This is a genomic window from Sphingomonas jatrophae (assembly GCF_900113315.1).
Lineage (GTDB): Bacteria > Pseudomonadota > Alphaproteobacteria > Sphingomonadales > Sphingomonadaceae > Sphingomonas_P > Sphingomonas_P jatrophae.
Genome location: NZ_FOZG01000003.1, coordinates 70013 through 94075 on the forward strand (window position 1 = coordinate 70013; position 24063 = coordinate 94075).

21 protein-coding genes and 1 pseudogene are annotated in these 24063 nt (G+C 67.6%); 7 read left to right on the top strand and 15 right to left on the bottom strand.

Going from position 1 to position 24063, the window contains the following annotated elements; all coding sequences use genetic code 11:
* From BM360_RS16030 to BM360_RS20140, 8 genes and pseudogenes are all read right to left on the bottom strand, one after another.
* Complete coding sequence (locus tag BM360_RS16030; protein WP_093316145.1) at positions 1-270, bottom strand: K+/H+ antiporter subunit F; 270 nt, start codon at positions 268-270, stop codon at positions 1-3.
* The gene (locus tag BM360_RS16035) at positions 267-755 is read right to left on the bottom strand and encodes a Na+/H+ antiporter subunit E (protein ID WP_093316146.1); all 489 of its coding nucleotides are present in this window, start codon (positions 753-755) and stop codon (positions 267-269) included. The genes BM360_RS16030 and BM360_RS16035 overlap by 4 nt, the downstream gene beginning before the upstream one ends.
* Positions 752-2281, bottom strand: a complete 1530-nt coding sequence (locus BM360_RS16040) for a monovalent cation/H+ antiporter subunit D (RefSeq protein ID WP_093316147.1) — start codon at positions 2279-2281, stop codon at positions 752-754. Before BM360_RS16040 ends, BM360_RS16035 begins: the two co-directional genes overlap by 4 nt.
* The gene (locus BM360_RS16045; protein ID WP_278247457.1) at positions 2278-2631 is read right to left on the bottom strand and encodes a Na+/H+ antiporter subunit C; all 354 of its coding nucleotides are present in this window, start codon (positions 2629-2631) and stop codon (positions 2278-2280) included. Before BM360_RS16045 ends, BM360_RS16040 begins: the two co-directional genes overlap by 4 nt.
* Entirely contained in the window at positions 2628-5438 is a 2811-nt protein-coding gene (locus BM360_RS16050; protein ID WP_093316148.1) for a monovalent cation/H+ antiporter subunit A, read from the bottom strand. Before BM360_RS16050 ends, BM360_RS16045 begins: the two co-directional genes overlap by 4 nt.
* A gap of 180 nt (positions 5439-5618) precedes the next feature.
* Complete coding sequence (locus BM360_RS19955; protein ID WP_242653531.1) at positions 5619-6410, bottom strand: BCCT family transporter; 792 nt, start codon at positions 6408-6410, stop codon at positions 5619-5621.
* Positions 6400-7590, bottom strand: a pseudogene (locus BM360_RS19960) (BCCT family transporter); the annotation flags it as partial. The pseudogene BM360_RS19960 and the gene BM360_RS19955, both read right to left, overlap by 11 nt.
* Positions 7591-7644: 54 nt before the next feature.
* A complete protein-coding gene (locus BM360_RS20140; protein ID WP_093316149.1) occupies positions 7645-8136 on the bottom strand; it encodes a DUF2254 family protein in 492 nt (163 codons plus the stop codon).
* Between the two features lie 113 nt (positions 8137-8249).
* Between BM360_RS20140 and BM360_RS16065 the strand changes: the two genes are divergently transcribed.
* From BM360_RS16065 to BM360_RS16085, 5 genes are all read left to right on the top strand, one after another.
* A complete protein-coding gene (locus tag BM360_RS16065; RefSeq protein WP_093316150.1) occupies positions 8250-9263 on the top strand; it encodes an AraC family transcriptional regulator in 1014 nt (337 codons plus the stop codon).
* A gap of 100 nt (positions 9264-9363) precedes the next feature.
* Positions 9364-10572: an amidohydrolase family protein gene (locus BM360_RS16070; protein ID WP_093316151.1), complete on the top strand. Its 1209-nt coding sequence runs from the start codon at positions 9364-9366 to the stop codon at positions 10570-10572.
* 3 nt (positions 10573-10575) lie between these two features.
* Complete coding sequence (locus tag BM360_RS16075; protein WP_093316152.1) at positions 10576-12300, top strand: N-acyl-D-amino-acid deacylase family protein; 1725 nt, start codon at positions 10576-10578, stop codon at positions 12298-12300.
* 79 nt (positions 12301-12379) lie between these two features.
* Positions 12380-14677, top strand: coding sequence for a TonB-dependent receptor (locus tag BM360_RS16080; RefSeq protein ID WP_242653533.1), 2298 nt, complete (start codon positions 12380-12382; stop codon positions 14675-14677).
* 7 nt (positions 14678-14684) lie between these two features.
* Entirely contained in the window at positions 14685-15902 is a 1218-nt protein-coding gene (locus tag BM360_RS16085) for an MFS transporter (protein ID WP_207544630.1), read from the top strand.
* A 17-nt stretch (positions 15903-15919) separates the two neighbouring features.
* Here BM360_RS16085 and BM360_RS16090 read toward each other — a convergent pair whose 3' ends face one another.
* The 7 genes from BM360_RS16090 to BM360_RS16120 are packed head-to-tail and all read right to left on the bottom strand — an operon-like array spanning position 15920 to position 21821.
* Positions 15920-16990: a phosphotransferase family protein gene (locus BM360_RS16090; RefSeq protein ID WP_093316154.1), complete on the bottom strand. Its 1071-nt coding sequence runs from the start codon at positions 16988-16990 to the stop codon at positions 15920-15922.
* Positions 16987-18186 carry an acyl-CoA dehydrogenase family protein gene (locus BM360_RS16095; RefSeq protein WP_242653534.1) on the bottom strand — a complete coding sequence of 400 codons (1200 nt, stop codon included), beginning with the start codon at positions 18184-18186 and terminating at the stop codon, positions 16987-16989. Before BM360_RS16095 ends, BM360_RS16090 begins: the two co-directional genes overlap by 4 nt.
* 29 nt (positions 18187-18215) lie before the next feature.
* Complete coding sequence (locus tag BM360_RS16100; protein WP_093316155.1) at positions 18216-18749, bottom strand: VOC family protein; 534 nt, start codon at positions 18747-18749, stop codon at positions 18216-18218.
* Complete coding sequence (locus BM360_RS16105) at positions 18746-19498, bottom strand: SDR family oxidoreductase (RefSeq protein ID WP_242653535.1); 753 nt, start codon at positions 19496-19498, stop codon at positions 18746-18748. Before BM360_RS16105 ends, BM360_RS16100 begins: the two co-directional genes overlap by 4 nt.
* 10 nt (positions 19499-19508) lie before the next feature.
* Positions 19509-20276 carry an SDR family NAD(P)-dependent oxidoreductase gene (locus tag BM360_RS16110; RefSeq protein ID WP_093316157.1) on the bottom strand — a complete coding sequence of 256 codons (768 nt, stop codon included), beginning with the start codon at positions 20274-20276 and terminating at the stop codon, positions 19509-19511.
* A 10-nt stretch (positions 20277-20286) separates the two neighbouring features.
* Positions 20287-21045, bottom strand: a complete 759-nt coding sequence (locus BM360_RS16115) for an SDR family NAD(P)-dependent oxidoreductase (RefSeq protein ID WP_093316158.1) — start codon at positions 21043-21045, stop codon at positions 20287-20289.
* A complete protein-coding gene (locus BM360_RS16120) occupies positions 21042-21821 on the bottom strand; it encodes an SDR family NAD(P)-dependent oxidoreductase (protein WP_093316159.1) in 780 nt (259 codons plus the stop codon). Before BM360_RS16120 ends, BM360_RS16115 begins: the two co-directional genes overlap by 4 nt.
* A gap of 136 nt (positions 21822-21957) precedes the next feature.
* Between BM360_RS16120 and BM360_RS16125 the strand changes: the two genes are divergently transcribed.
* Positions 21958-23274: an aromatic ring-hydroxylating oxygenase subunit alpha gene (locus BM360_RS16125; RefSeq protein WP_093316160.1), complete on the top strand. Its 1317-nt coding sequence runs from the start codon at positions 21958-21960 to the stop codon at positions 23272-23274.
* On the top strand, positions 23267-24025 hold the full coding sequence (locus BM360_RS16130; RefSeq protein WP_093316161.1) for a ThuA domain-containing protein: 759 nt from the start codon (positions 23267-23269) through the stop codon (positions 24023-24025). The genes BM360_RS16125 and BM360_RS16130 overlap by 8 nt, the downstream gene beginning before the upstream one ends.
* Positions 24026-24063 lie beyond the last annotated feature (38 nt).

The following is a 24063-nucleotide window of genomic DNA, read 5'->3' on the forward strand; positions in this document are numbered from 1 at the left end:
TCACTCGACGATGTCCCCGCGCAGGATGAATTTGCAGTAGGCGATCGTGCTGACGAATCCGACCATCGCCAGCAGCAGCGCCGCTTCGAAATAGGTATCGTTGCCGCCGGCGATGCCGATCAGGACGATCAGCGCGATCGCGTTGATGACCATCGTGTCCAGCGCCATGATCCGATCACCGAGCGACGGCCCGCGCAGCAGCCGCCAGCCGTTGAACAGCAAGGCCAGGGCGACGCAGCCAAGCGCGAAGTGCAGCGCGACCCCGATCATGCGAAAATCCTCAGCAACCGCGCCTCGTACCGCGCCTTGATCCGCGCGACCTCCGCCGCCTCGTCCGCCACGTCCAGTGCGTGGACGAGGAGGTGGCGACCGTCAGCGGACACGTCGGAGGAGACGGTGCCGGGCGTCAGGCTGATCGTGCCTGCCAGCACCGTCACCGATTCCGGAGTGGTGAGGTCGATCGGCACGATCAGCCAGCGCGCGCGCAGATCGCGATTGCGGCGGAACAGGATCAACCACGCCACTTGAAAATTGGCGACGACGATGTCGTACAGCACGATGGCGCAATAGGCGGCAAACGCCCGGCCGAAGCGGACGCGGGGCCGATCGGGCCAGAAGGGTTGCGTAAATTTCGGGAGGGCCAAAGCGAACAGGCTGCCCAGCAGGATGCCGCCGGGCGTCACCTCGTTGGCCATGAGTACCCACACGACCAGCAGCATGGCGGACAGAGCGGGATGGGGCAGCAGCCGGGTCACCGCGCCGCCTCCGGTCCGAGCACGGCCGCAACGTAGCGCGACGGCGCGAAGACCTGCGCGGCAGCCGCCTGCGCCTGCTCCGTCGCCCAGCCCGCCGCGACGGTGTAGCCGCCGAGGAGGGCGAGCAGCACGGCTGGCGCGGCGAACTCGGCCGGTGAGCGCGCCGGACAGGCGATGGCGCTTGCCTCGGTGTCGGCACGCTTCCAGAAGATGAGACTGCCGCTGCGTGCGAGCCCCACGACGCCGATCAGGGTCGTGCCGAGGATCGTCCACCAGATCGCCGCCTGCCAGGCCGCATCGGCCGTGGCATGCAGGATCATGAGCTTGCCAACGAAGCCCGACAGCGGCGGCAAGCCCACGATCGCGATCGCCACGCCGAGGTACAGCAGCGCGGCAGAATCCTGCCCCGCAAAGCGCGGCGTCGGCATGATCGTATCGCCATATTGTCCCCGCCGTCGCAGCGTCGCATCGGCGATCAGGAACAGCGCGCCGCCAGCCAGCGTGGCGTGCCCGAGATAATAGAGGCCCGCCGCGATCGTTGCGGGAGTCCAGCACGATATCGCAAGCAGCAGCGTGCCGGTGGATCCGATGATCGCGAAGGCCGCCTGCTCACGCAGCGCGCGCGCCGCCAGAACGCCGGCGAAGCCCGCCAGCGTGGTGAGGATCGCGGCCGGCAACAGCCAGGGCGCCGGCACCCACGCTGCCGCGCCTGCGCCATTGCCGAACACCAGCGGCACGACACGGATCATCGCGTAGACGCCGACCTTCGTCATGATCGCGAACAGCGCGGCGACGACCGGCATCGTTGCGGCGTAGGTGCGCGGCAGCCAGAGGTGGAGCGGCACCACCGCCGCCTTCAACGCGAAAACCGTCAGCAGCAGCAGCCCGGCGACCCGGATCAGTGCCTGATCCTCACCACCGAGTGCGGCGACGCGCCGCGCAAGGTCCGCCATGTTCAGCGTGCCGGTGAGCGCGTAAAGCAGCCCCAGCGCCACAAGGAAGATCGCCGAGCCGACGATGTTGACGACGACGTAGGCGACGCCCGCCTTCATCCGCAGCGCCCCCTGCCCGTGCAGCATCAGCCCGTAGGAGGCGATCAGCAGCACCTCGAAGAAGACGAACAGGTTGAACAGGTCGCCCGTCAGGAACGCACCGTTCAGCCCGAGCATCTGGAAATGGAAGAGCGGATGGAAATGCCAGCCGCGCCGGTCCGCGCCGGTGACGATCGCGTGGCCCATGACCGCGCTGGCGAGAATGGCGGCGAGCACCAGCATCCCCGCCGCAAGCCGATCCAGCACGAGAACGATGCCGAACGGCGCGGGCCAGCCGCCGATCGGATAGGCGCGGATCATCTCGTCCTGCGCGACAGCGAAGAGCGCGAGCGCGGCGATCAGCATCGCCGCGCAACCGGCCAGCGAGATCGCCACTCCCGCCCACCGCCGCCGCCGCATTGCGAGCAGCGCCAGCGGAGCCGCGATGACGGGCGTGACGATGGGCGCGATCGCCAGATGGTCGAGCGCAGTCAAAGGATGCGGTCCTCGTCCAGCGCTGCATCGCCATCGACCTGATCGGTGCCGGATTCGAGGAAACTGCGCAGCGACAGGATCACGGTGAGCGCCGTCATGCCGAAGGTGATAACGATAGCCGTCAGCACCAGCGCCTGCGGCAGCGGGTCGGCATAGTCGGCCACGTCCTTGGCATAGAGCGGCGGCCGATCAACGATCAGCCGCCCGCTGGCGAATAGGAACAGGTTGATTGCGTAGGACAGCAGAGTGAGCCCCAGCACCACCTGGAAGGTCCTCGCCCGCAGCGCGAGGTAGACACCGCCTGCGACCAGCACGCCGATGGCGCTGGCGATCAGGAATTCCAGGCTCACGCCCCCTCCCCGTCCGACTGGCGCGCAGCGCGTTGCGCGACGTGGCTCAGCTGCGCCAGCGCCATCATCACCGCCCCCACGACGACAGCGGCGACGCCGAGATCGAACAACATGGCAGTCGCCAGCTCGAACTCGCCGATCAGCGGCAGGTGGAAATAGCCGAAGCTGCTCGACAGGAAGGGTGCGCCGAACAGCAGCGCGCCGAGTCCGGTCGCCGCCGCGATCAACACGCCCCAGGCGATCAGCGGATGCTCACCGATACGCCGCCGCTCGTCCGTCCAGTCGAACCCTGAGGCGAGATATTGCAGCAGGATCGCGATCGAGAAGACCAGCGCCGCGATGAAGCCGCCGCCCGGCTGATTGTGCCCGCGCAGGAAGATGTAGATGCCGACCAGCAGGGCAAGCGGCAGCAGCAGCCGCGTTGCCATGACGAACATCATCGGATGCCGCTCGGGCGAATGCGCCATATCCTCGCGCCATTCGCGCAGCCGGCGCCCGGCCGTGCCGCGGTCGGCAGGCTCGAGCAGCGCGAAGATGGCAAGCCCGGCGATGCCGAGCACGATGATCTCGCCAAGTGTGTCGAAGGCGCGGAAATCGACCAGGGTGACGTTGACGACGTTGGTGCCGCCCCCGCCCTTGTAGCTGTTCGCCCAATGATATGCCGAGATGCTCTCCACCGCCTCGCGCGTCATCATCGCCCAGGCCAGCCAGCCCGCACCGATTCCCGCGACCGCACCAACTGCAATGTCGCGGATGCGGCGCGGCATACTGGACAGCCGCGCCGGAGCATCGGGCAGCAGATGCAGCGCCAGTAGCAACAGGATGATCGTCACCACCTCCACCGCGATCTGGGTGAGCGCGAGGTCCGGCGCGGAGAGATGGACGAAGGCGAGGGCGACGACGAGGCCGATGACGCTGATGAAGACGAGCGCGAGGAAGCGCCGGCGCTGCGCCACGACCACGGCCAGCGTCGCCGCGATCAGCGCCACCCACGTGACCACCGCGGCAAGCGAGGCGGGTAGCGTCGGCCGCGAGCCTGCGTGAATGCCGCTGACGAGGGCGCCGTCGATCCCCAGCACCACCACCACCGCGAACAGCGCGAGCAGGTAGCGCTGCAGCGAAGGCCGGTGCACGATGCCGCTCGCCCGGCGAACGCCGCGCACGATCGCGTCCAGCGCGGCATCGAACAGCCGCTTGGCGTCCGGCGCCCGCCGCCGGGCAGCCCATGTCGCGACAAGCGGAAGCCGCCAGAGAAGGAGCGCACCGCAACCGAGCGCGATCGCGCTGAGGGCGAGCGCAGGATTGAGCCCATGCCACAATGCGAGATGCAGGTGCGGCGCCTGCCCCAGCGTCACCGCGCCCGCCGCCGCGGTCACGATCGGTTCGGCGAGCATCATCGGCAGGACGCCGAAGCCCAGCGCCGCCATGGCGAGCACAGCCGGCGGAAGGAGCATCGCGAGACCCGGATCGTGCGGCGCGGCCACCTCGCCGGTGCGGCGCTCCCCGAAGAACAACGCGACCGCCAGACGAAACGAGTAAGCGGCGGAGAGCAGCGCGCCGAGTGTCGCCAGCGCCGGCAGCAGCCACGACCCCGCGCCGAGCCGCGCGTGCAGGCTCTCCTCCAGCATCATTTCCTTCGAGAGGAAGCCGCCGAGCGGCGGCAGCCCGGCCATTGCCGCTGCGGCGAGCGTGCCCAGCGTGGCAGTGAGCGGCATCAACACCGCCAGACCGCCGAGCCGACGCAGATCGCGCGTGCCGGTCTCGTGATCGACATTCCCCGCGACCATGAACAAGGCGGCCTTGAACGCCGCATGGTTCAGCACGTGCAGCACCGCCGCGGCCGCTGCGCCGGGCGTGCCGAAGCCGAGCAGCATCATTATCATGCCCAGCTGGCTGATCGTCGAATAAGCTAGGATCGCCTTCAGATCGTGCCGGAACAGCGCGACCGCCGCACCGAACACCATCGTGACGAGCCCGGTGATAGCGACGAGCGCCGCCCAAAGCTCACTGCCCGCCAGCACCGGCCAGAGCCGCGCCAGCAGAAACACGCCCGCCTTCACCATCGTCGCCGAATGGAGATAGGCGCTGACCGGCGTCGGCGCGGCCATGGCGTGCGGAAGCCAGAAGTGGAACGGAAACTGCGCCGATTTGGTGAAGGCGCCGAGCAGCACCAGAACGAGGATCGCCGGATAGAGCGGGGAGGCACGCACCACGTCACCACGCGCCAGGATGTCAGCCAGTTCGTAGGAGCCGGCGGCCTGCCCGAGCAGCAGCATCCCCGCGATCAGCGCCAGCCCGCCGCCGCCGGTCACCGCCAAGGCCATGCGCGCGCCCTGGCGTGCATCCGCGCGGTCGCGCCAGAAACCGATCAGCAGGAAGGATGACAGGCTGGTCAGCTCCCAGAACACCAGCATCAGCAGGATATTGGCGGACAATGCGATGCCGACCATCGCGCCCTGAAACAGCATCAGGAACGAGAGAAATCGCCCGGTTCGCTCCGCTGAGGCGAGATACCCGGCCGCGTAAATCACCACCAGCAGACCGATGCCGAGGATCAGACCGGCGAACAGCAGCCCGAGCGGATCGAGCCAGAGACTGAAGTCCAGCCCGAGCGCCGGCACCCACGCGATCCGCACGGCAGGCCGGGCACCTGCGAGCACCGCAGGCGCAAGGGTGAGCAGCAGCGCCAGCCCCGCCGCGCTCGCCCCGCCTGCAATGGCGACGTGCACACGACGCGGTGCCGAGGCGCCTGTCCCCAGCACCAGTGCGGCCACGAACGGCAGACATGTGAGGAGCAGCAGGGCCACCCGATTTCTTCTCCTTGCCCGGCAGATGCCCTTTGCATCTCAAGCCGCATGGGGCAACCAACCGACGACATCGGGCGGTTCCGCAGGCCCGCTCAGCGCACGAGAGAATGGATCGCACTGCAATCCTTCGCCGCGATCGCATCCGCTCCGGACACGTGCAGCCGCCGCCAGCGCCCGTCTTCAGCGCAGCCCGGCGGACGTATCGCGCCAGCGTTCCAATTGTGTCAGCACATCGGTTGCGATCTGGGCCTCCGTCTGCCCGGTCAGATCGCGCGCCCGAGGTTCCGCGTCGCTTCGTGCGACCATCGACCACGTCAGGCTCCGCCGCGCCTCCGGTGCCTCCAGCGCCGTATAAGCGGCGAGTGGCCGGGATCGCGCCATCAGACGGTAGGTGAAGTGCCGCTCGGGCGCGATTTCCACCGTCAGCGCCGCCTCGTCGGCCGTGCCGGTCACTCGGCTGGTCGCGAAGCCCTGGGCTTCGAGCTCCGCCCGTACGGAATGCAGCGCGGGCACGCCGCGATCCGCAATCTGCCGCAGGACGTCGCCCCTTGCGGTCGGCCGGAACAGCCGACGCAGCCGTTCACCGATGGCCGTCTCCGGATCTTCCTCAATGGGGACGCCCGCCAGATCGGCACCCGTCTGCCGGACGAGGCCATATGCCAGAAGCAGCATGATGAAACAGAACGGCAGGGCCGCCAGCAACGTCGCCGCCTGCAACGCGCCGAGGCCGCCGGCAAGCAACAGCAACGCCGCCGTCACGCCGAGCAGGATGCACCAGTACATGCGCTGCCACCTGGGCGTCTCCTCCGCACCACCGGAGGCGAGCGTGTCGATGACGAGCGCGCCCGAATCCGCCGAGGTGATGAAGAACACCGCGACGAGCAGGACCGCCAGCGCCGTGGGTGAAGCCCGCACCGGGCAGGTAGGACAGGAACTTGAACAGCGCGGTCGAAAGGTTCGCCTGCACCGCATCGGCGATGCCGCCCGACGCCGCGCCGAGATCGAGCGCGATGGCGGTGTTGCCGAACACCGTCATCCACAGGAAGGTGAAGGCGGTGGGCACGAACAGCACGCCGATCACGAACTCGCGGATCGTCCGGCCACGCGAGATGCGGGCAATGAACATGCCGACGAAGGGTGACCAGGCGATCCACCACGCCCAGTAGAACAGCGTCCAGTCCGCCATCCACGCCCGTGGCTCGTAGGCGTAGAGCGTGAAGGTGCGCATGACGAAATGGTCGAGGTAGAGCCCGAAGTTCTGAACCAGCGCACGGAGCAGGAAGAGCGTCGGCCCCACCGCCATGACGAACAGCATCAGCAGCACCGCAACGGTCAGGTTCAGCTCGGAGAGCCGCCGGATACCCCGGTCCGCGCCGCTTAGAACGGACAGGGTCGCCGCCCCCATGACCAGCGCGATGACGATGATCTTGGCAATGGTCGTATCGGGCAGACCGTAATTGTAGTTCAGGCCCGCGGTCATCTGCGACACGCCGAAGCCGAGCGAGGTGGCGACGCCGAAGACCGTGCCGCACACCGCGAAGATGTCGATCGCATCGCCCGCGACGCCGTTGATGCGCTTGCCCAGGATCGGCGACAGACCCGAGCGCAGCGTCAGCGGCAGTTCCTTGCGGTAGGTGAAGTAGCCGAGGCTGAGGCCGACCAGCGCGTAGATCGCCCAGGCGTGGACACCGTAGTGATGGAACGTGATCGCCATCGCCTCGCGCGCCGCGGAGATCGTCCCGCTCTCTGCCTCAGGCGGCGAGATGTAGTGCTGGATGGGCTCGGCAACGGCGAAATACATGAGGCCGATGCCCATGCCCGCGGCGAACAGCATCGCCAGCCACGACAGATACGGGAAATCGGGCTCCGCATCGTCGGGCCCGAGCTTCAGCTTGCCCGCCGGTCCGAAGCCCAGCGCCAGCACGACGACGAGGAAAACCGCCACGGACGCGATGTAGAACAAGCCGAACGTTTCGATCGCCCAGGATTGCGCTGCCCGAAAGGCTGCATCGGCGGTGCCGGGCGCCAGCAGCGTACCGAACAGCAATGCCGCGACCACCGCGGATGCACCGAAAAATACGCGCGGGTTCATCCTCGTCTTCAATGCTACTCCCTTCGTGTTTACGCGGCTTTGGCGACAGCCGCCGATCATCTGCCGCCTATCACGAAGGAGCTCTGTGAGCACCCCGCTCCCGAGCAGACGCCTTCAGCAATCCAGTGAGGCGGCAACAGCGTGCGAGAGATCGACGATCTGCCGCGCGTTGGCGCCATCAAGGTGCGCCGCGGCCAGTTCGCGCAGATCGTCGATTTGTCCGCGCAGGCACGCCCGCTGCGCCTCGGTCCGGCACATCGACGCAAGATCGCCCAGCGCCACCAGCATGTGCGCTGCGGCGATGCGGTCCGCACTCCCATATCGAACGAGCGCGCCGAAACCGCGGCGGATCAGCGTCTCGAAAGTCGGCGGCGGCGCGATCAACCGCAGTGCACCGGCATTGTCGAAGCGAAAGGCGCTCGGCCGCTCGCGCCCGGCGAGCTCGACATAGGCCGCGAGCAGCCAATCGAGGCAACTCTTGGCCGTGAACGGATTGCCAACCCCGGAAGCGCCAGCGGCAGCGCGGCCGCGGCCATGAGCGACGGCATAAAGCAGTAGCTCTCGTGAAGAGCCGACATGAGGTTCACCAATCAGGCCTTCAGAAATGCTCCTCTTGTCCCCGGGGGGTTGCCGCGGCGGCGTCCACGCCCACCGTGGCCTGGCTGCTCACAAACTCGTCGGTGCCAGACCAAGCTCCTGCACTCGCCCAAAGCCAGCGCATGCGGCATCATGCCGCTGTGCAAAGTTCGCTGTCCGACCTGCTCCAATCGCTGCGCGTGCAGCAGGTGGATGCTGCGTTCGTGGAATATGGCAGTGGCGCAGGCGCGCGGTTGTCGGCGGAGCGGGGCGCGTTCCTCCACCTGCTGCTGTCGGGCAGCGCCGTGGTGCGCAATCCGGTGACCGGCGAGAGCGCATTGCTGAGCGAACCCGGTGACTATGCGCTGGTCGTCAGCGCGCGATCGCATCTGGTCTGCACGGCCGATTGCGCCGAGCCGCGCGCATCCGACTTCTTCCGCACCCGCCACGAGCATGACAGCCCGCCGACCATCCGCTTCGGCAGCGGGAGACAGGCCGCTCGGACTCTATCCGGCACCTTCAGGTTCGACGCCGCCAATCCGCTGGTCCGCACCCTGCCCCGCATGATCTCGGTGACCAAGGCCGCCGGCGGCACGCTCCAGGCGTATCCCACCGCCGCGGGGCTGGCCGGCAATCTCCACGGGCCGGGGGCAACCGCAATCGCGACCGCGCTGTTCGACGTGCTGGTCCTGAACGCGGTGCGCGGCATCGGCATGCCGATGTTCAGGAGCGGGTGCTTCCGACCCTCGGAAGGCGAATTGCGCGTGCCGATGGTGCTCACGCTGATCGACGCCAACCTGCAGCGGCGCTGGACGGTGGCTGCCCTGGCGGACGAGGTGGGTATGTCGCGCTCCAGCTTCGCGGCGGAGTTCACCGCGCAGGTCGGGCAAGCACCGATGGCCTACGTCACGGAGCGCCGCATGGGCCTGGCGAGCCGATTGCTGCGCAGCAAGGCGCTATCGGTCGCCGAGGTGGCGTGGCAATGCGGCTATGACTCGCCTTCATCGTTCAGCCGCATCTTCCGCCGCCGCTTCGGCATGAGCCCGGCCGCATGGCAAACGCACGCAAATCCGCGCCACGATGGCCGCGACGACATGCACCTGCACTGGGCAGCATTCCTCGGTCAGGACGCCCCCGTTCTAACCTCGGACGATTGAACGCACCTCGTGGACGATCGGACATAGGCGGACATCATCTGCAAGCGCACAATCGGTCGAATGAAGTGGCGCATCGACGCCGCCGGAGAGAGGACCGACGATGGATGCTGTGAACCCGATCCTGGAAGTGATCGAGGCGAGTGCGGGCACCGCTGCCGACAATGCCATTCCCGACAAGCTCATCTCGGCGGACTCGCACGTGACCGAGCCGCCCGGCTGCTATATCGACCGCATCGATCCCGCCTTCCGCGACCGCGCGCCGCGTGTCAGCACCGATCGCGACGGCGGTGACGGATTCGTCATCGACGGGATGCCCGGCTCGATCCCGATGGGCATCGTCGCCGCCGCCGGCAAGGACCCGCGCGACATCAAGAAGGGCGAGACGCTGTTCGCCGACCTGCACCGCGGTGGCTGGAACGGTGCGGATCGCATTGCCGATCAGGATCGCGACGGCATCGCTGCCGAGGTGATCTACCCCTCCGTCGGCATGGTGCTCTGCAATCACCCCGACGTGGATTACAAGCATGCCGCGATGTGGGCCTATAACCGCTGGCTGCACGAGGAATTCTGCGCCGCCGCGCCCGACCGGCTGCTGGGCATGGGGCAGACGGCGGTGCGCTCCGTCGCCGAAGCGGTCGAGGAGTTCCGCCAGTTCAAGGAAATGGGCTTCCGCGGCGTGATGATGCCGGGCAATCCCGGCACCGAAGAGGATTATGATCATCCCTCGTTCGATCCGCTGTGGCGCGCGGCGGTGGAGCTGCAACTGCCGCTCAGCTTCCACATCCTGACCAGTCGGCAGGACGGCCCCAACAGCGTCGGCGGCGCGGGCACGCGCGGCGGCCATCGCGGCCCGCCGCAAAATGCCAGCCAGGCTCTGCTCAAGTCGATCCAGGACATCATCGGCCTGTTCATCTGGGGCCGCGTGTTCGAGCGGCATCCCGAACTGCGCGTCACCTGTGTCGAGGCCGATGCCGGATGGGCGCCGCATTTCGCCTATAGAATGGATCACGGCTATAAGCGCCACCGCTTTTGGATGAAGATGGGCGACATGTCGAAGATGCCCAGCGAATACTTCTTCGACAATGTTTATCTGACATTCCAGGACGACTGGACCGCACTGAAGATGGCGCGCCTGATGAACCCGCGCCGGCTAATGTGGGCGAACGACTTCCCGCACAGCGATTCCACCTGGCCGTGGAGCCGTGCTTTGCTGAAAGGTCAGACCGCGCACCTGACGGATCAGGAGAAGGCCTGGATCCTGCGTGACAATGCGGCCGAGCTCTACAAGGTCGATCTGGCGAGGATTTGAGCGATGGCGGCATATGATCTCGTCCTCCGGCGCGGCACAATCGTCGACGGCAGCGGCGGCGAGCCGTTCAAGGGCGACGTAGCGGTCAAGGACGGGCGCATCGCGGCCGTCGGCATGGTCGATGGTGCGGGCGCCGAGGAGATCGACGCGGCGGGTGCGATCGTCACCCCCGGCTTCGTCGATATCCACACCCACTATGACGGCCAGGTCACGTGGGAGCAGCGGATCGAGCCCTCCTCCTGCCACGGCGTGACTACCGCGGTAATGGGCAATTGCGGCATCGGCTTCGCCCCCTGCCGCCCGCAGGACCGCGACAGCCTGCTGAAACTGATGGAGGGGGTCGAGGATCTGCCGGAGGCGGTGCTGTCCGCAGGGCTGCCCTGGTCGTGGCAGAGCTTCCCCGATTATCTCGACTTTGTCGCCAGCCGCCGCTTCGACCTCGACGTCGCGGCGCAGCTGCCGCACGCCGCCCTCCGCGTCTTCGTCATGGGCGAGCGTGCGGTGGCGCGGGAGGAAGCCACGGAGGAGGATCGCGCGCGCATGGCGGCGGTCGCGTCGGAGGCGATGGCGGCGGGCGCGATCGGCTTCGCCACGTCGCGCACGATCAATCACCGCGCGAGCGACGGCAATCTCGTCTACACGCTGACCGCGGCGGAGGAGGAACTGGTCGCCATCGGCCGCGCGCTGGGCGACGCCGGGCGCGGCGTGCTCCAAATCGTGTCCGACTTCAGCGATCTCGACACGGACCTGCCGATGTTGCGGCGGCTGGCCGAGCAATCGGGGCGCCCGCTGTCGGTTTCTCTGATGCAGCTCCACACCGCGCCGGACCGCTACCGACGCATCCTCGACTGGATCGCCGAGTGCAATGCAGCCGGGCTGGAGGTGCGCGGTCAGGTGAGCGGGCGACCGATCGGCATGATGCTGGGCTTCGAACTCAGCTATCATCCGTTCAGCTACACGCCGACGTGGAAGAGCCTGCTCGGCCTGCCCGTCGCCAAGCGGCTGGAGCGGCTGCGCGATCCCGACGTGCGCGCCGCGATCACCCGCGAGACACCCGATCCCGCCGACTTCATGGGTGCGGACTTCATCCGCAGCTTCGGCCTGATGTATCCGCTCGGCGACCCGGTCGATTATGAGCCCGCGCCCGGCAGCGATGTCGCCGCCCGCGCCGCCGCGCTCGGCAAGACACCGGCGGAACATGCCTATGACCTCATGCTCGAGCAGGACGGGCGGGCAGTGCTGATGCTGCCGAGTGTGAATTTCCACGGCGAGAAGCTGGATGCGGCGGAGGAGATGCTGCGTCACCCCAACACCGTCTATGGCCTCGGCGACGGTGGCGCGCATCTCGGCTTTCTGTGCGATGCCAGCCTGCCGACCTACATGCTCCAGCACTGGACACGCGACCGCAGCCGCGGTGCGCGGCTCCCGCTGGCCGAGGTGGTGCGCGGCCTCACGGCTCGGCCGGCGGAGGCGGTGCAGCTGAACGATCGCGGCCTGATCGCGCCGGGGCGGCGGGCCGACCTCAACGTCATCGATCTGGAGCGACTGCGGCTCCACGCACCGCGTGTTCGCTACGATCTGCCCGCAGGTGGTCGGCGGCTGGTGCAGGAAGCGGACGGCTACCGCGCCACCATCGTGGCAGGCGTCACGGTGCGACGCGACGGGCGCGCGACAGGGGCTCTGCCCGGCCGGCTGGTGCGGGGCCCACAGCCGGAACCCGCACACTGAGAAGGGGGCCGGCGCAGACCGGCAGACGATCGCGCCGGAGCGGCGCTGCACAACGATAAAGAGCAAGAGAGGGGAGAGAATGAGGAACAGGATCTTCGCCGCGTCCGCGGCGATGCCGGCTTTGCTGTGCGCCGCACCCGTCCTCGCGCAGAGCAGCGCACCCGACAATGCCGGGGCCAGCGGAACCATCCCGGGCACGCCGCCCGCGCCTACCAGCGAAGCAGAGCCCGCACCAACCACGGACGGCGTCGGCGACATCGTCGTCACCGCCCGGCGGCGTGAAGAATCGCTGCAGAGCGTGCCCGTGGCGATCACCGCCGTGTCCGGACAGGATCTGGAGACGCGCGGCGTCCGCTCGGTCGACGATCTGCAACGGGCCGTTCCCGGCCTCAACGTGACCGGACAGCGCCGGGATGAGGCGAACTTCTACATTCGTGGGCAGGGCCCGGGCGTGATCAACAGCGGCCAGCGCAATTTCACCAGCGTCGCCACCTATTTCGCTGAAGTGCCGACCACCATCGGCGGGCCCGGCATCTTCTTCGATCTTGCCAGCGTGCAGGTGCTGAAAGGCCCGCAGGGCACGCTGTTCGGCCGCAACACGACAGGTGGCGCCGTCCTGTTCGAGCCGGTGGCGCCGGTCGACAGCTTCGAGGGCTATGTCACCGCCCGCGCCGGCAATTACGACTATCGCGAGGTCGAAGCCGTGCTCAACGTGCCGGTGATCGACGGCAAGGTGGCGCTCCGCCTCGCCGCCACCGCGGCGAAGCGCGACGGCTTTACCCGCAGCGTCCTCAGCGGCCAGAAGCTCGACGGACGCGATTACCAGGGCTATCGCGCCTCCCTGCTGCTGACGCCCACCGACGGGCTGCGCAGCCTCACCATCTACGACCGGCGCGACAAGGACCAGAGCGGCACCTCCGCCGTGCTGCGCCAGCTCAATCCTGCAGTGGCGACATCGGCTGCGCTGCGCACCTTCTTCGCCACCCAGCAGGCGCTGGGCCCCCGCCGCACCCAGATCGCCACCCCGCTCTATGACGAGCAGGTCTCGTGGGGCGTGACCAACAAGACCACATGGGAACTCAGCGACATGCTGACGCTCAAGAACATCGTCGCCTATCGCCGATACAGGGCGAACGTCGGCAATGATTATGATGGCACGCCCTTCGTCACGATTTCGCAGCTGAACGCGCAGGGCGGCCGCAAATGGCAGACGGGCCAGAACCAGTTCACCGAGGAGTTCCAGATCCAGGGACAGGTTTCCGCCGCCTCGCTCAACTACATACTCGGCTATTATCACGAACTGTCAAAGCCCGGCTTCGAGCAGGAGGTGCCGCAGCTGTCGTTCGGCACGCTGGCGCTGCGCCGCAACAGCAATCGCGACGTGAGCGACGCGCTGTTCGCCCATGCCGAGATCGACCTGACGCAGGCGCTGCAACTGAGCGGCGGCTTCCGCTATACGTGGGACAAGCGCGATGCGGGCCTGAGCGTGTTCAACACCGCGGGCGCCTGCACCCAGCGCGTGCCCGCAGGCACCGGGCCTCTCGTCTGCCCCTTCACCGCAACGGGCAAGTTCAAGTCACCGACCTACGACGCCACGCTGCAATACAAGCTCGGCGCCGAGATCCTTGCCTATGTCAGCTATCGGCGCGGCTACAAGAGCGGGGGGTTCAACCTGCCCTCGCCCGTCCAGCAATTCACCGCATACGATCCGGAGAAGGTCGACGATTTCGAGATCGGGCTGAAGGCGGATTGGGACATCGGCGTGCCGCTCCGCACCAACCTGGCCGCGTTCATCGACAAATATAAGGACATCCAGATCTCGCAGCCCATCACCGTTCCGGGCGTCGGGCTGACATCACTTGTCCAGAATGTCGGCAAGGCGACCAACAAGGGCTTCGAATTCGAAGGCACGATCGTGCCGGTCAGGCCCCTGTCGATCAGCGGCTATCTCTCCTATCTCGACGCGCATAGCGACGTGACGGTGCCCGGCACCGCCGCGATCAAGGGCCGGCAGACCGCGTTCCAGCCGCGCTGGAAATGGGGCGTGAGCGGACGGCTGGCGGTGCCGGTGGCCGAGCAACTGGGCCAGGTCGCGCTCGCGGCCGACTTCGCCTACCAGGGCAAGGCGACCACCAACGAGACCAATCCCGCGCTCATCGGCAGCTATCCCGGCTATGGCCTGCTCAACGCGCGGGTCGAGCTGAACGAGATTGGCGGCAGCAGCGTGGATCTGGCGCTGTTCGCGACCAACCTGACCAACAAGACCTACATTCTGGGCGGCTTTCCGCTGGCCAGCGCGCTCGGGTACGAGACCGCCTTTTATGGCGAGCCGCGCATGTACGGTGTGTCGGCGCGCGTCAGGTTCGGCGCGCGATGACCAGCCGTTGATCGCCCTCCGCAGCGTGCGGCCCCACCGGGGCTGGGCGGTGCTTGCCGTCGCCTTTCTCGCGCAGATGAGCACGATCGGCAGCGTCTCCTACGGCTATGGCCTGCTGGTCGCGCCGCTGACGCGTGAGTTCGGCATGTCGCGCGCGGACGCCAATGGCGGGTTGATGCTGTTGCTGGTCGGCATGGGGCTCGCCTCGCCGCTGATCGGGCGGCTGCTCGATCGGGTGCCGGCGCGTCGCGTGATGATGGGGGGCGCGCTGCTTTTCCTGCTGGGTTGCAGTGGCGTCGCCCTGCTGTCGCTGCTGTGGCAGGTTGCCGCGGCGGCGCTGGTGGTTGCGGCAGGGGCTGCGGCATTGGGGCCGCTGACCGCATCGACGCTGGCGGTACGCTGGTTCCCGGCGTCCCCTGGCCGTGCGCTCGGCATCGTCGCGGTGTCCTCGTCGGCTGGCGGGCTGGTGATGCTGCCGATGATGGCGCTGTTGCTGGAGGGAGCGGGATGGCGCGGACTGGTGCTGGCACTTGGCGTGACCATCGGGACCGTGATTACGATCCTCGCGCTCCTGATCGTGCGCGATCCACCGCCGCGCCTCGAGCATAATCTCTTCACTCCCGAACGCCAGGCCGACCGCCCGGCTGTCGCCGCCCTGTTGCGGACGCGGGACTTCTGGCTGCTGGTGGTCACGCTGGGCGTGGTGCTGGGCGTCGATCAGGCGCTGCTCGCCAGCCTGATTCCTTACGGCCTCGATCGCGGCTTCGATCCGCTATCGGCCAGCCTGCTGGTGTCGATCATCTCCGGCTCGGCGATCGGCGGCAAGCTGCTAATCGGCTGGCTTGCCGACATCGTCGATCGGCGGCGGCTCTTCCTTGGCGTCACGTTGCTGACTGCATCGTTCCTGGCCCTGCTCCTGAGCGGCCCGTCCTTTCCGGTACTGAGTGCCGCCTGCTGTGTAGTCGGGGCGGCAATCGGAGGCACAACCCCGTTGTGGGGGGCCTTGATTGTCGACCGCTTCGGCGTGCCTGCATATGGCACCGTCATGGGCCTGCTGATTCCGATGCAGATGCCGATCGCGCTCGCCTGCCTGCGCTTGATCGGCCATGTCTTCGACCGGCATGGCCGCTATGACATGGGCTTCATGGCTTTCGCAATCGCGGTTGCATGCGCGGGCACCGCGATGCTGGCACTTCGGACGCGTGGCGCGACTCCGACGCCGTAGAAGCAATCGCAGTAGCGTCAGGCTGCTCCTGCTCGCTCCGCCTGCTCCCAGGCCAGCCTTGCCAGTTCCGGCAGCGTATCCGCGCGTGCCTTGGCCTGGGCCGAGGCGGCAGTGCCGCGGATTACGCGGCCCTTGATGCCGTGGATGATGGCGGCGAAGCGGAAGAAGTTGAACGCGACGTGATAGTCGTAGCCGGGCAGGTCGGCGATGCCGCGGCGCGCACAATAGGTCGCGCGATATTCGGCCTCGCTTGGGATGTTGAGCGCGGCGAGATCCGCGCCGCGCAGCCCGGCCGCGATGTGCGGCGGCATGCGGTACATCATCGCGTGATAGCCGAAATCGAGCCCGGCATGGCCGAGCGTCGACAATTCCCAATCGAGCACCGCTAGCACGCGCGGCTCGGTTGGGTGAAAGATCATGTTGTCGCAGCGGAAATCGCCATGCACGATCGCCGGATCATCCCCCACGGGCACATGGGCGGGCAGCCATTCGACGAGACGATCCATATAGGGGTCGCAGCCCGCTTCGGTGTCCTCGCGATACTGGCGCGACCAGCGGGCGATCTGCCGCTGCAGATAGCCCTCCGTGCGGCCGTAATCGGCTAGCCCCGCCGTGGCGGGATCTATCGAGTGAAGCTGCGCGATCGTGGCGTTCATCGCGTCGAAATAGGCCGGCCGCTCGGCCGTGGAAACGTCGGGGAAGGTCGCATCCCAGAAGATGCGCCCATCGACCATGTCCATGACGTAGAACCACGTGCCGATCACCGTCTCGTCGGTGCAGAGGCCGTGGACCTGCGGCACCGGAAACCCCGCGCCGGCGAGCGCCGTCAGCACGCGCGCCTCGCGTTCGACGGCGTGCGCACCCTTCAGCAGCTGGCCGGGAGGCTTGCGGCGGAGCACATAGCGCCGCTTGGGCGTGGTCAGCAGGTAGGTCGGATTGGATTGCCCACCCTTGAACTGGTTGACCGCGAGCGGACCAGCATAGCCGACGACGTTCGAGCGCATCCAGCGATCGAGCGCCGCCTCATCGAAGCGCAGGCCCTCGCGGACGGGGGCGACGCCGCTATTCTCCTCGGCGGCGGTGCTCATGCCTTGTCCCGCCAGTCGCGCTTGATCTTCTTGGCAAGGCTCCAGCGATGCACCTCGGTCGGGCCGTCATAGATGCGGAAGGCGCGGATCTCGCGGAACACCGCCTCCACCATCGTGTCGCCGCTGACGCCGGTGCCGCCCATCACCTGCACGCAGCGATCGGCGACGCGCATCAGCGCCTCCGACACCGCGACCTTGGCCATCGAGCTTTCGACCGTGCCGAGCGCGCCCGTATCGAGCACATCGGCGCACCAGTCGGTGATCAGCTCGGCCTGCTTCAGGTCGATCAGATTGTCGGCGAGCATGTAGCCGACGCCCTCATGGTCGATCAGCGGCTTGCCGAAGGCGTGGCGGCGATTGGCATAATCGACCGCAATCTCGTTCGCGCGGATGCACGCGCCCGTCCAGCGCATGCAGTGGGACAGCCGCGCGGGCGACAGGCGGACCTGCGCATAGCGGAAGCCCTCTCCCGGCTCGCCCAGCATCTGGTCGGCAGGCACGCGCAACCCTTCGATCGAGATGACCGAGTGGCCGCCCGGCATCGAGCCGTCGATCGTATCCAGCACGCGTTCGATGCGGATTGCGGGATCGGGCAGGTCGACGAGGAACATGCACGCCCCTGCCCCGTCCGCCTCGGCCGATTTCGCCATGACGATGCCGACCTTGGCGCCCTGCGCGCCGGTGATGAACGCCTTGCGCCCGTCGATCACCCAGTGATTGCCATCGCGCCGGCACGTCGTCTGCATCATCGACGGATCGGACCCGGCGCCGCCTTCTGCGGCCGGCTCGGTCATGAAGAAGGCGGAGCGGCCGCGTCCTTCGACCAAGGGCTTCAGGAAGCGCTCCTTGATCTCCGCGCTGCCAACCTTGCCGAGCAGGTACATGTTGCCCTCGTCCGGCGCGGCGGTGTTGCAGGCGAGCGGGCCGAGCAACGACAGGCCCGTCTTGCGCAGCACCATCGCCGTTTCACGCTGCGTCAGATGGTCGCCATCCGGCAGGATGTGCGGTGACAGCACGCCCGCCTCGCGCGCCCGCTCCTTCAACTCGACGACGAGATCCTCGAGCGGGCCATGTGCGTCGCGGCGGGGATCACGCTCATACGGAATCACCACGTCGCGGACGAAGCGCTCGACCCGCGCGGCGATTTCGGCGCCGCGGCCCGTGGCGGCAGGGTTGGGCGATGGGGCGGTCGTCACGGTCTGGCTCCTGTCATGTGCAGCGCCGGTCAGGCGGCAAGGTCGCGCACCGGCTCGCGGCCGTCATAGTCTTCGGCTGCGCGTGCGACGAAATCGTAGAAGCCTGTCAGCGTGGCCGTGCCCTCGTAGAGTTCGACGAAGTGGCCGTAGCGCGCCACGCCATCCATCATCAAGAAAGGGAAGCCGTCCATCATCTCGGCGTGCAGCGCGCAGGGCATCCCCGCCGCCTCGAAGCGGGCGGCGGCAGCGGCGAGATCGTCGACGATCAGCGCGATGTGGTGCAGCCCTTCGCCGCCCGACGGATAGAGATCGCGGAAGACGGACGCACCGGCATCGTTCTGCTGGACGAACTCGACCATCAGCGCGCCCCACTGGCCATAAGCCGAGCTATGGTCGAGCGTGCCGGGGCGACCGCGGTAATCCGCGCGCCTGAGCGGGATATGCTCGCTGACGAAGAAGGGGCCAGAGCCGTAGAGCGCCGCATGCCGCGCGGCGGCGGCACGCACGTCATTGGTGAAGTAGGCGATCTGCCGCACCGGAAAGTGCGCGAGCGGGTCGCTCACAAGGTGAGCCCGCCGTCGACGACGAACGACGCGCCCGTGGCGAACGCCGCCTCGTCGGAAACGAGGAAGGCGACCATCGCGGCAATGTCCGCCGGCTCGCCGAGATGACCGATCGGGTGCGTCTTGACGAGGCCCGCGCGGAAGGCGGCGACGTCGCCCGTCTGCGCGCCCGCCTTCTCGATCATCGGCCCCTCGATCACGCCGGGGTGCACCGCGTTGCAGCGGATGGCATAGCCCTTCTCGCCGCAGTGGAGCGCGATCGACTTGGTCATCAGCGTGACGCCCGCCTTGGCGGCATTGTAGGCGACGAGCCAGCTGCTCGCCTTCAGGCCCGAGGCGGAGGAGATGTTGACAATCGCGCCGCCATCCTCCCGCATGGCGCGCACCGCCGCCTGACAGCCGAGAAAGGTGCCGCACAGATCGATGTCGAGCTCGTGACGGAAGGCGGCGTAGCTTACGTCTTCGATCGAGCCGACGGTGGTGATGCCGGCATTGTTGACGAGGATGCCGAGCGGGCCGAAGCGCGCCTTCGTTTCCGCCACCACGCGGCTCCAGTCGTCCTCGCTGGCCACGTCGTGGCGCATGAACGCACCGCGCGCGAGCCGGCCGGCCGCGACGATCCCGCCCGCTTCGTCGATGTCGGTCGAGACCACGGTGGCGCCCGCCGCATCCAGCCGCGCGGCGATCGCCAGCCCAAGCCCGGAGGCCGCGCCGGTGACGATCGCGACCTTGCCCTCGATCCCCTTCACGGCACCCGCCTCAATGCGCGGTGAAGCCGCCATCCACCACCATCGCCGATCCGGTCATGAAGCTGGATGCGGGCGAGCAGAGGTGGACGATGCCGGCGGCAATCTCCTCCGGGCGGCCGAGCCGGCCGATCGGATGATCGCGGACGACGCCCTTGCCGGCCTCATCCTTGTCGGTGACGACGCCGAGACGCACATAAGCGTCGAAGATCTCGTCCAGCATGCCCGTGCCGATGCCGCCGGGATGCATGGAATTGACGCGGATATTGTAGCCGAGCACGCCGAACTCGATCGCCGCGCACTTGCTGAACAGCGTCACCGCGCCCTTGCTGGTGCAGTAAGCGGACATGAACGCCGCCCCCGTCAGCCCGCCGGTGGAGGACAGGTTGACGACGGAGGCGCCACCCTCACGCGTCTTGCCCGCTTCCTTCAGGAGCGGCAGCGTCGCCTTTAGGCTGAGCAGCATGGAATCGACGTTGACGCTCATCTGCCGGCGCCAGTCGTCCAGGCTGTTCTCCTCGATGGCGCTGATCGTGGCGATGCCGGCATTGTTGACGAGGCAGTCGAGCTTGCCCCAGCGCTCCTGAATCTCGGCTGCGATGCGCGCCCAGTCCGCCTCGCTCGACACGTCGTGCGCGAGGCGGAGCGTCCCGGCCGAAGGCTCCCGCAGATCGGTCGCGACCACTTCGGCGCCCTGTGCCAGCAGCGCCTCCACGGTAGCAGAGCCGATGCCGCCGCCCGCGCCCGTCACCAGCGCCACGGCGCCGTCGAACATGCCCATGATCAGATCCTCACTGTGCGGTATAGCCACCATCAACGACCAGTTCCGAGCCGGTCATGTAACTCGCATCGTCCGACGCGAGGAACGCGACCACCGAGGCGATCTCGTCCGGCTTGGCGAGGCGGCCGACGGGGGTGGAGGCGATGTAGAAGTCGGTCGCCTCCTTGGTCGACGTCTCGATCAGCAGCGGCGTCTCGACGAAGCCGGGATGGACCGAGTTTACCCGGATCGGCAGCTTGGCCGCCGCGAACTCGAGCGCGGTGGATTTGGTGAACAGCCGCACGCCGCCCTTGCTGGCATTGTAGGCGCCCACCTGCGCTAGGCCGACCAGCCCCATGATCGACGAGATGTTGACGATCGAGGCGCCGCCCTTCCAGTCCGCCCCGCTTTTGGCCAGCAGATCGCAGCAATGCTTGGTGGCGAGGAACACGCCGTCCAGGTTGACGCGCAGCGTGCGGTGCCATTCGGCCAGCGCCATGTCGCGCACGCCGCCCGTGCCGCCGATGCCGGCATTGGCGACGAGGATGTCCAGCCGCCCGAAGCGCGCCTCAATGGCGGCGACCGCGGCGATCCACCCCGCCTCGTCCCCGACGTCGAGGCGGACATAGCCTGCCTTGTCGCCCAGGATCGCGAGGTCCTCGTTTGCGGTATCGGGCAGATCGGCGATCATCACCGCTGCGCCGTCAGCCAGCAGCCGTTCCACCACCGCACGGCCGATGCCCTTCAGCCCGCCGGTGACCAGCGCGACGCGCCCGTCCAGCCGGCTCATACGCCCATCATCCCGGCGGTCGAGGCACCGTCGATGGCATATTCGGAGCCGGAGATGAACGCGGCCTCATCGGACGCCAGGAAGGCGACCAGTGCGGCCACCTCCTCCACCTGCGCCATGCGGCCGAGCGGCGCCATGCCGTTATAGGCGGCACGCGCGGCGGCGGGATCCTCCTGCTTGGCGATGATGTTCTTGATCATGTCCGTCTCCACGACACCGGGGTGGATCGAATTGGCGCGGATGGGCGTGCCCTGGTTGGCGCAGTGGATCGCGACCGACTTGGTGAGCGCGATCAGCGCGCCCTTAGTGGTCGAGTAGGCGATGAAATTGCCCATCGGCTTGTAGGCCGACATGGACGAGTTGACGATGATCGAGCCGCCCGGCCCGCCCGGATTGGCGCGCATCGCGGTGACCGCCGCCTTGCAGGTGAGCATCACGCCGGTGAGGTTCACCGCCACGATCTGCTCCCACCCTTCGATCGAGATCGATTCCACGCTGCCGTCACCCGCCTCGACGCCGGCGTTGGCGAAGGCGATGTCCAGCCGGCCATGGCGGGCAAGGATGCGCTCCATCAGGGCAGGCCAGCCCGCCGCATCCTCGACCCTGGCGCGCTCGAACTCGGCGCCCGTGTCGGCGCAGACGCGGGCGGCGGCATCGGCGTTGGAGCCGGTGAAGACGACGCGCGCGCCCTCCGACGCGAGCCTGGCCACCGTCGCGGCACCGATCCCGCCCGTCCCTCCGGTGACGAGCGCCACCTTGCCTTCCAGCCTGCGCATTCCGCTTCCATCCTCCCTCGACGATCAAACCGTCGCCGCCCTGCCCGGCAGTGTAAACCTATGCTTTCGGTAAGGTGCCACCCCTCGCCCGCCACGGCATTGTGCCGAGAAAAGCTGGGACGGGATGGCCAGGCGCATGTCGATTGAAACGTTCATGGGTCGCAAGCGCGACGAATATGATCCCCCGGTGCGGGGCGACCGCATCACGGGCGAGCGCTATTATTCGCGCGAATGGATGAAGGCCGAGTGGGATCACCTGTGGCAGAAGGTGTGGCACGTCGGCGGCATGCTGAACGACCTGCTCGAGCCGGGCGACTATGTCGTCCACAACTTCATGCGCGAATCCGTCGTCATGATCCGGCAGGACGATGGCAGCATCCGGGCCTTCTTCAACTCCTGCCTGCACCGCGGCAACCGCCTCGTCTGGTCCGAGATCGGCGGCGCGGACCTCATCACCTGCTCCTACCATGGCTGGAAGTGGGGCAAGGACGGCGTGCTGGTCCACGCGCAGGATGCGGACGACTTTCCGGGCGGCAATCCGTGCGGCAAGGCCAGGCTGGTCGAGATCGCCTGCGACACGTGGGGCGGCTTCGTCTGGTACAACATGGACCGCGACGCCAAGCCGCTGGCCGAATGGCTGGCGCCGCTGCCCGAGCAGCTTGCCGGATACCAGATGGAGTCGATGCGCCGCGTGCTGCACGTCAGCTGCGAGGTGCCGTGCAACTGGAAGATCATCCGCGACAATTTCAACGAGAGCTATCACCTGCCGACGCTCCACCCGGAACTGGCGGACATCATCGACGACGACCATCTCGACACCAGTTTCGAAATGTATCCGAGCGGGCATAACCGCATGGTGCAGAAGGGCTGCCAGCCGTCAGGCCGGCTCGATTTGCCCGATGCGGTTGAGCCGGCGCTGGCCGAGGTGCTGGCCGCGTGGGAGCTGGATGCCGAGCAGTTTGCCGGCCGCGCGCGCGAGGCACGCAAGGCGCTCCAGCAGGCCAAGCGGGAGCTGGGCAAGGTCCGCGGCTACAAGCATCACGATACGATGACGGACAGCCAGCTGACCGATTACTACCACTACACGCTGTGGCCGAACCTGACCGTCACGATGAGCCCCGACGGCTTCCAGATCCTCCGCTCCGAGCCGCATCCGACCGATCCGGAAAAGTGCATCTTCGACCATTGGTACATCATGCCGGAGGTGCCGGGCCGCACCGAGGTGGTGACGCCGGTCGGCACCGTGCCCTACGACCATGCCGAGAAGGAAGTCGTGGTCTATGGCACCAAGACGCTCGGCTATGTCGCCGATCAGGACATGTCGATCGCGGTCGGGCAGCAGCAGGGGCTTCACTCGCGCGGTTATGCAGGCGGGCTGCTGACCAACCAGGAGAAGCGCATCCAGCGGTTCCACGAGCTGCTGAACGACGCGCTGGGCGTGCCGCGTGGCTGAGGGCGAGGCACGCCCGGGCGGCGACCGGATCGATTGCGTCCTGATCGCCGGCGGCAAATATCACGACATCGACTTCGCCCGGCTGGAGCTCCTGAAGCTGCTGGCGGAGGATCAGCGCGTGCGCGTGCGCGTGTTCGAGGATTATGAGAATATCGCGGCCATCGCTGCGGCGGACATGATCGTCAGCTATACGTGCGATGTCGTGCCCTCCCTGCCCGCGCAGGAAGCGCTGCGTCACTGGCTGCGCCGCGGCGGGCGCTGGTATGCGCTGCACGGCACCAGCTCGATCCTGCGCCTGCTCGACAGCGGCGTATGGGATACGCCGCGCTGGGCGCCCTTGTTCATGGACCTGCTCGGCAACCAGTTCGTCAGCCATCCGCCGATCGAGCCCTACCGCGTGCGGATCGCCAATCCGTCGCACCCGCTGGTCGAAGGGATCGAGACCTTCGACACGACGGACGAGCTCTACCATCTCGAGACGCATGGCGACCTGCACGTCCTGCTCGACGCGGAGTGCACCGGGCCGGGCACCGGCTTTGCGGAGGCGGCGGACGCGCCGGGCGTCCACCCTGTGCTCTACGTCAAGCGTCATGGCGACGGCGCGGTGCTATACCTGACGCTCGGCCATTGTCGCGGCCATTACGATCTCCAGCCCTTGATGGACTGGTGGCCCTCGGTCGATCGCTGCGCCTGGGATCTGCCCGTCTTCTACACGCTGCTTCGCCGCGGACTGGACTGGGCGAAACCCTGACACGCCCCACCGCCGATCGCACTTGCCATTTCCAAACA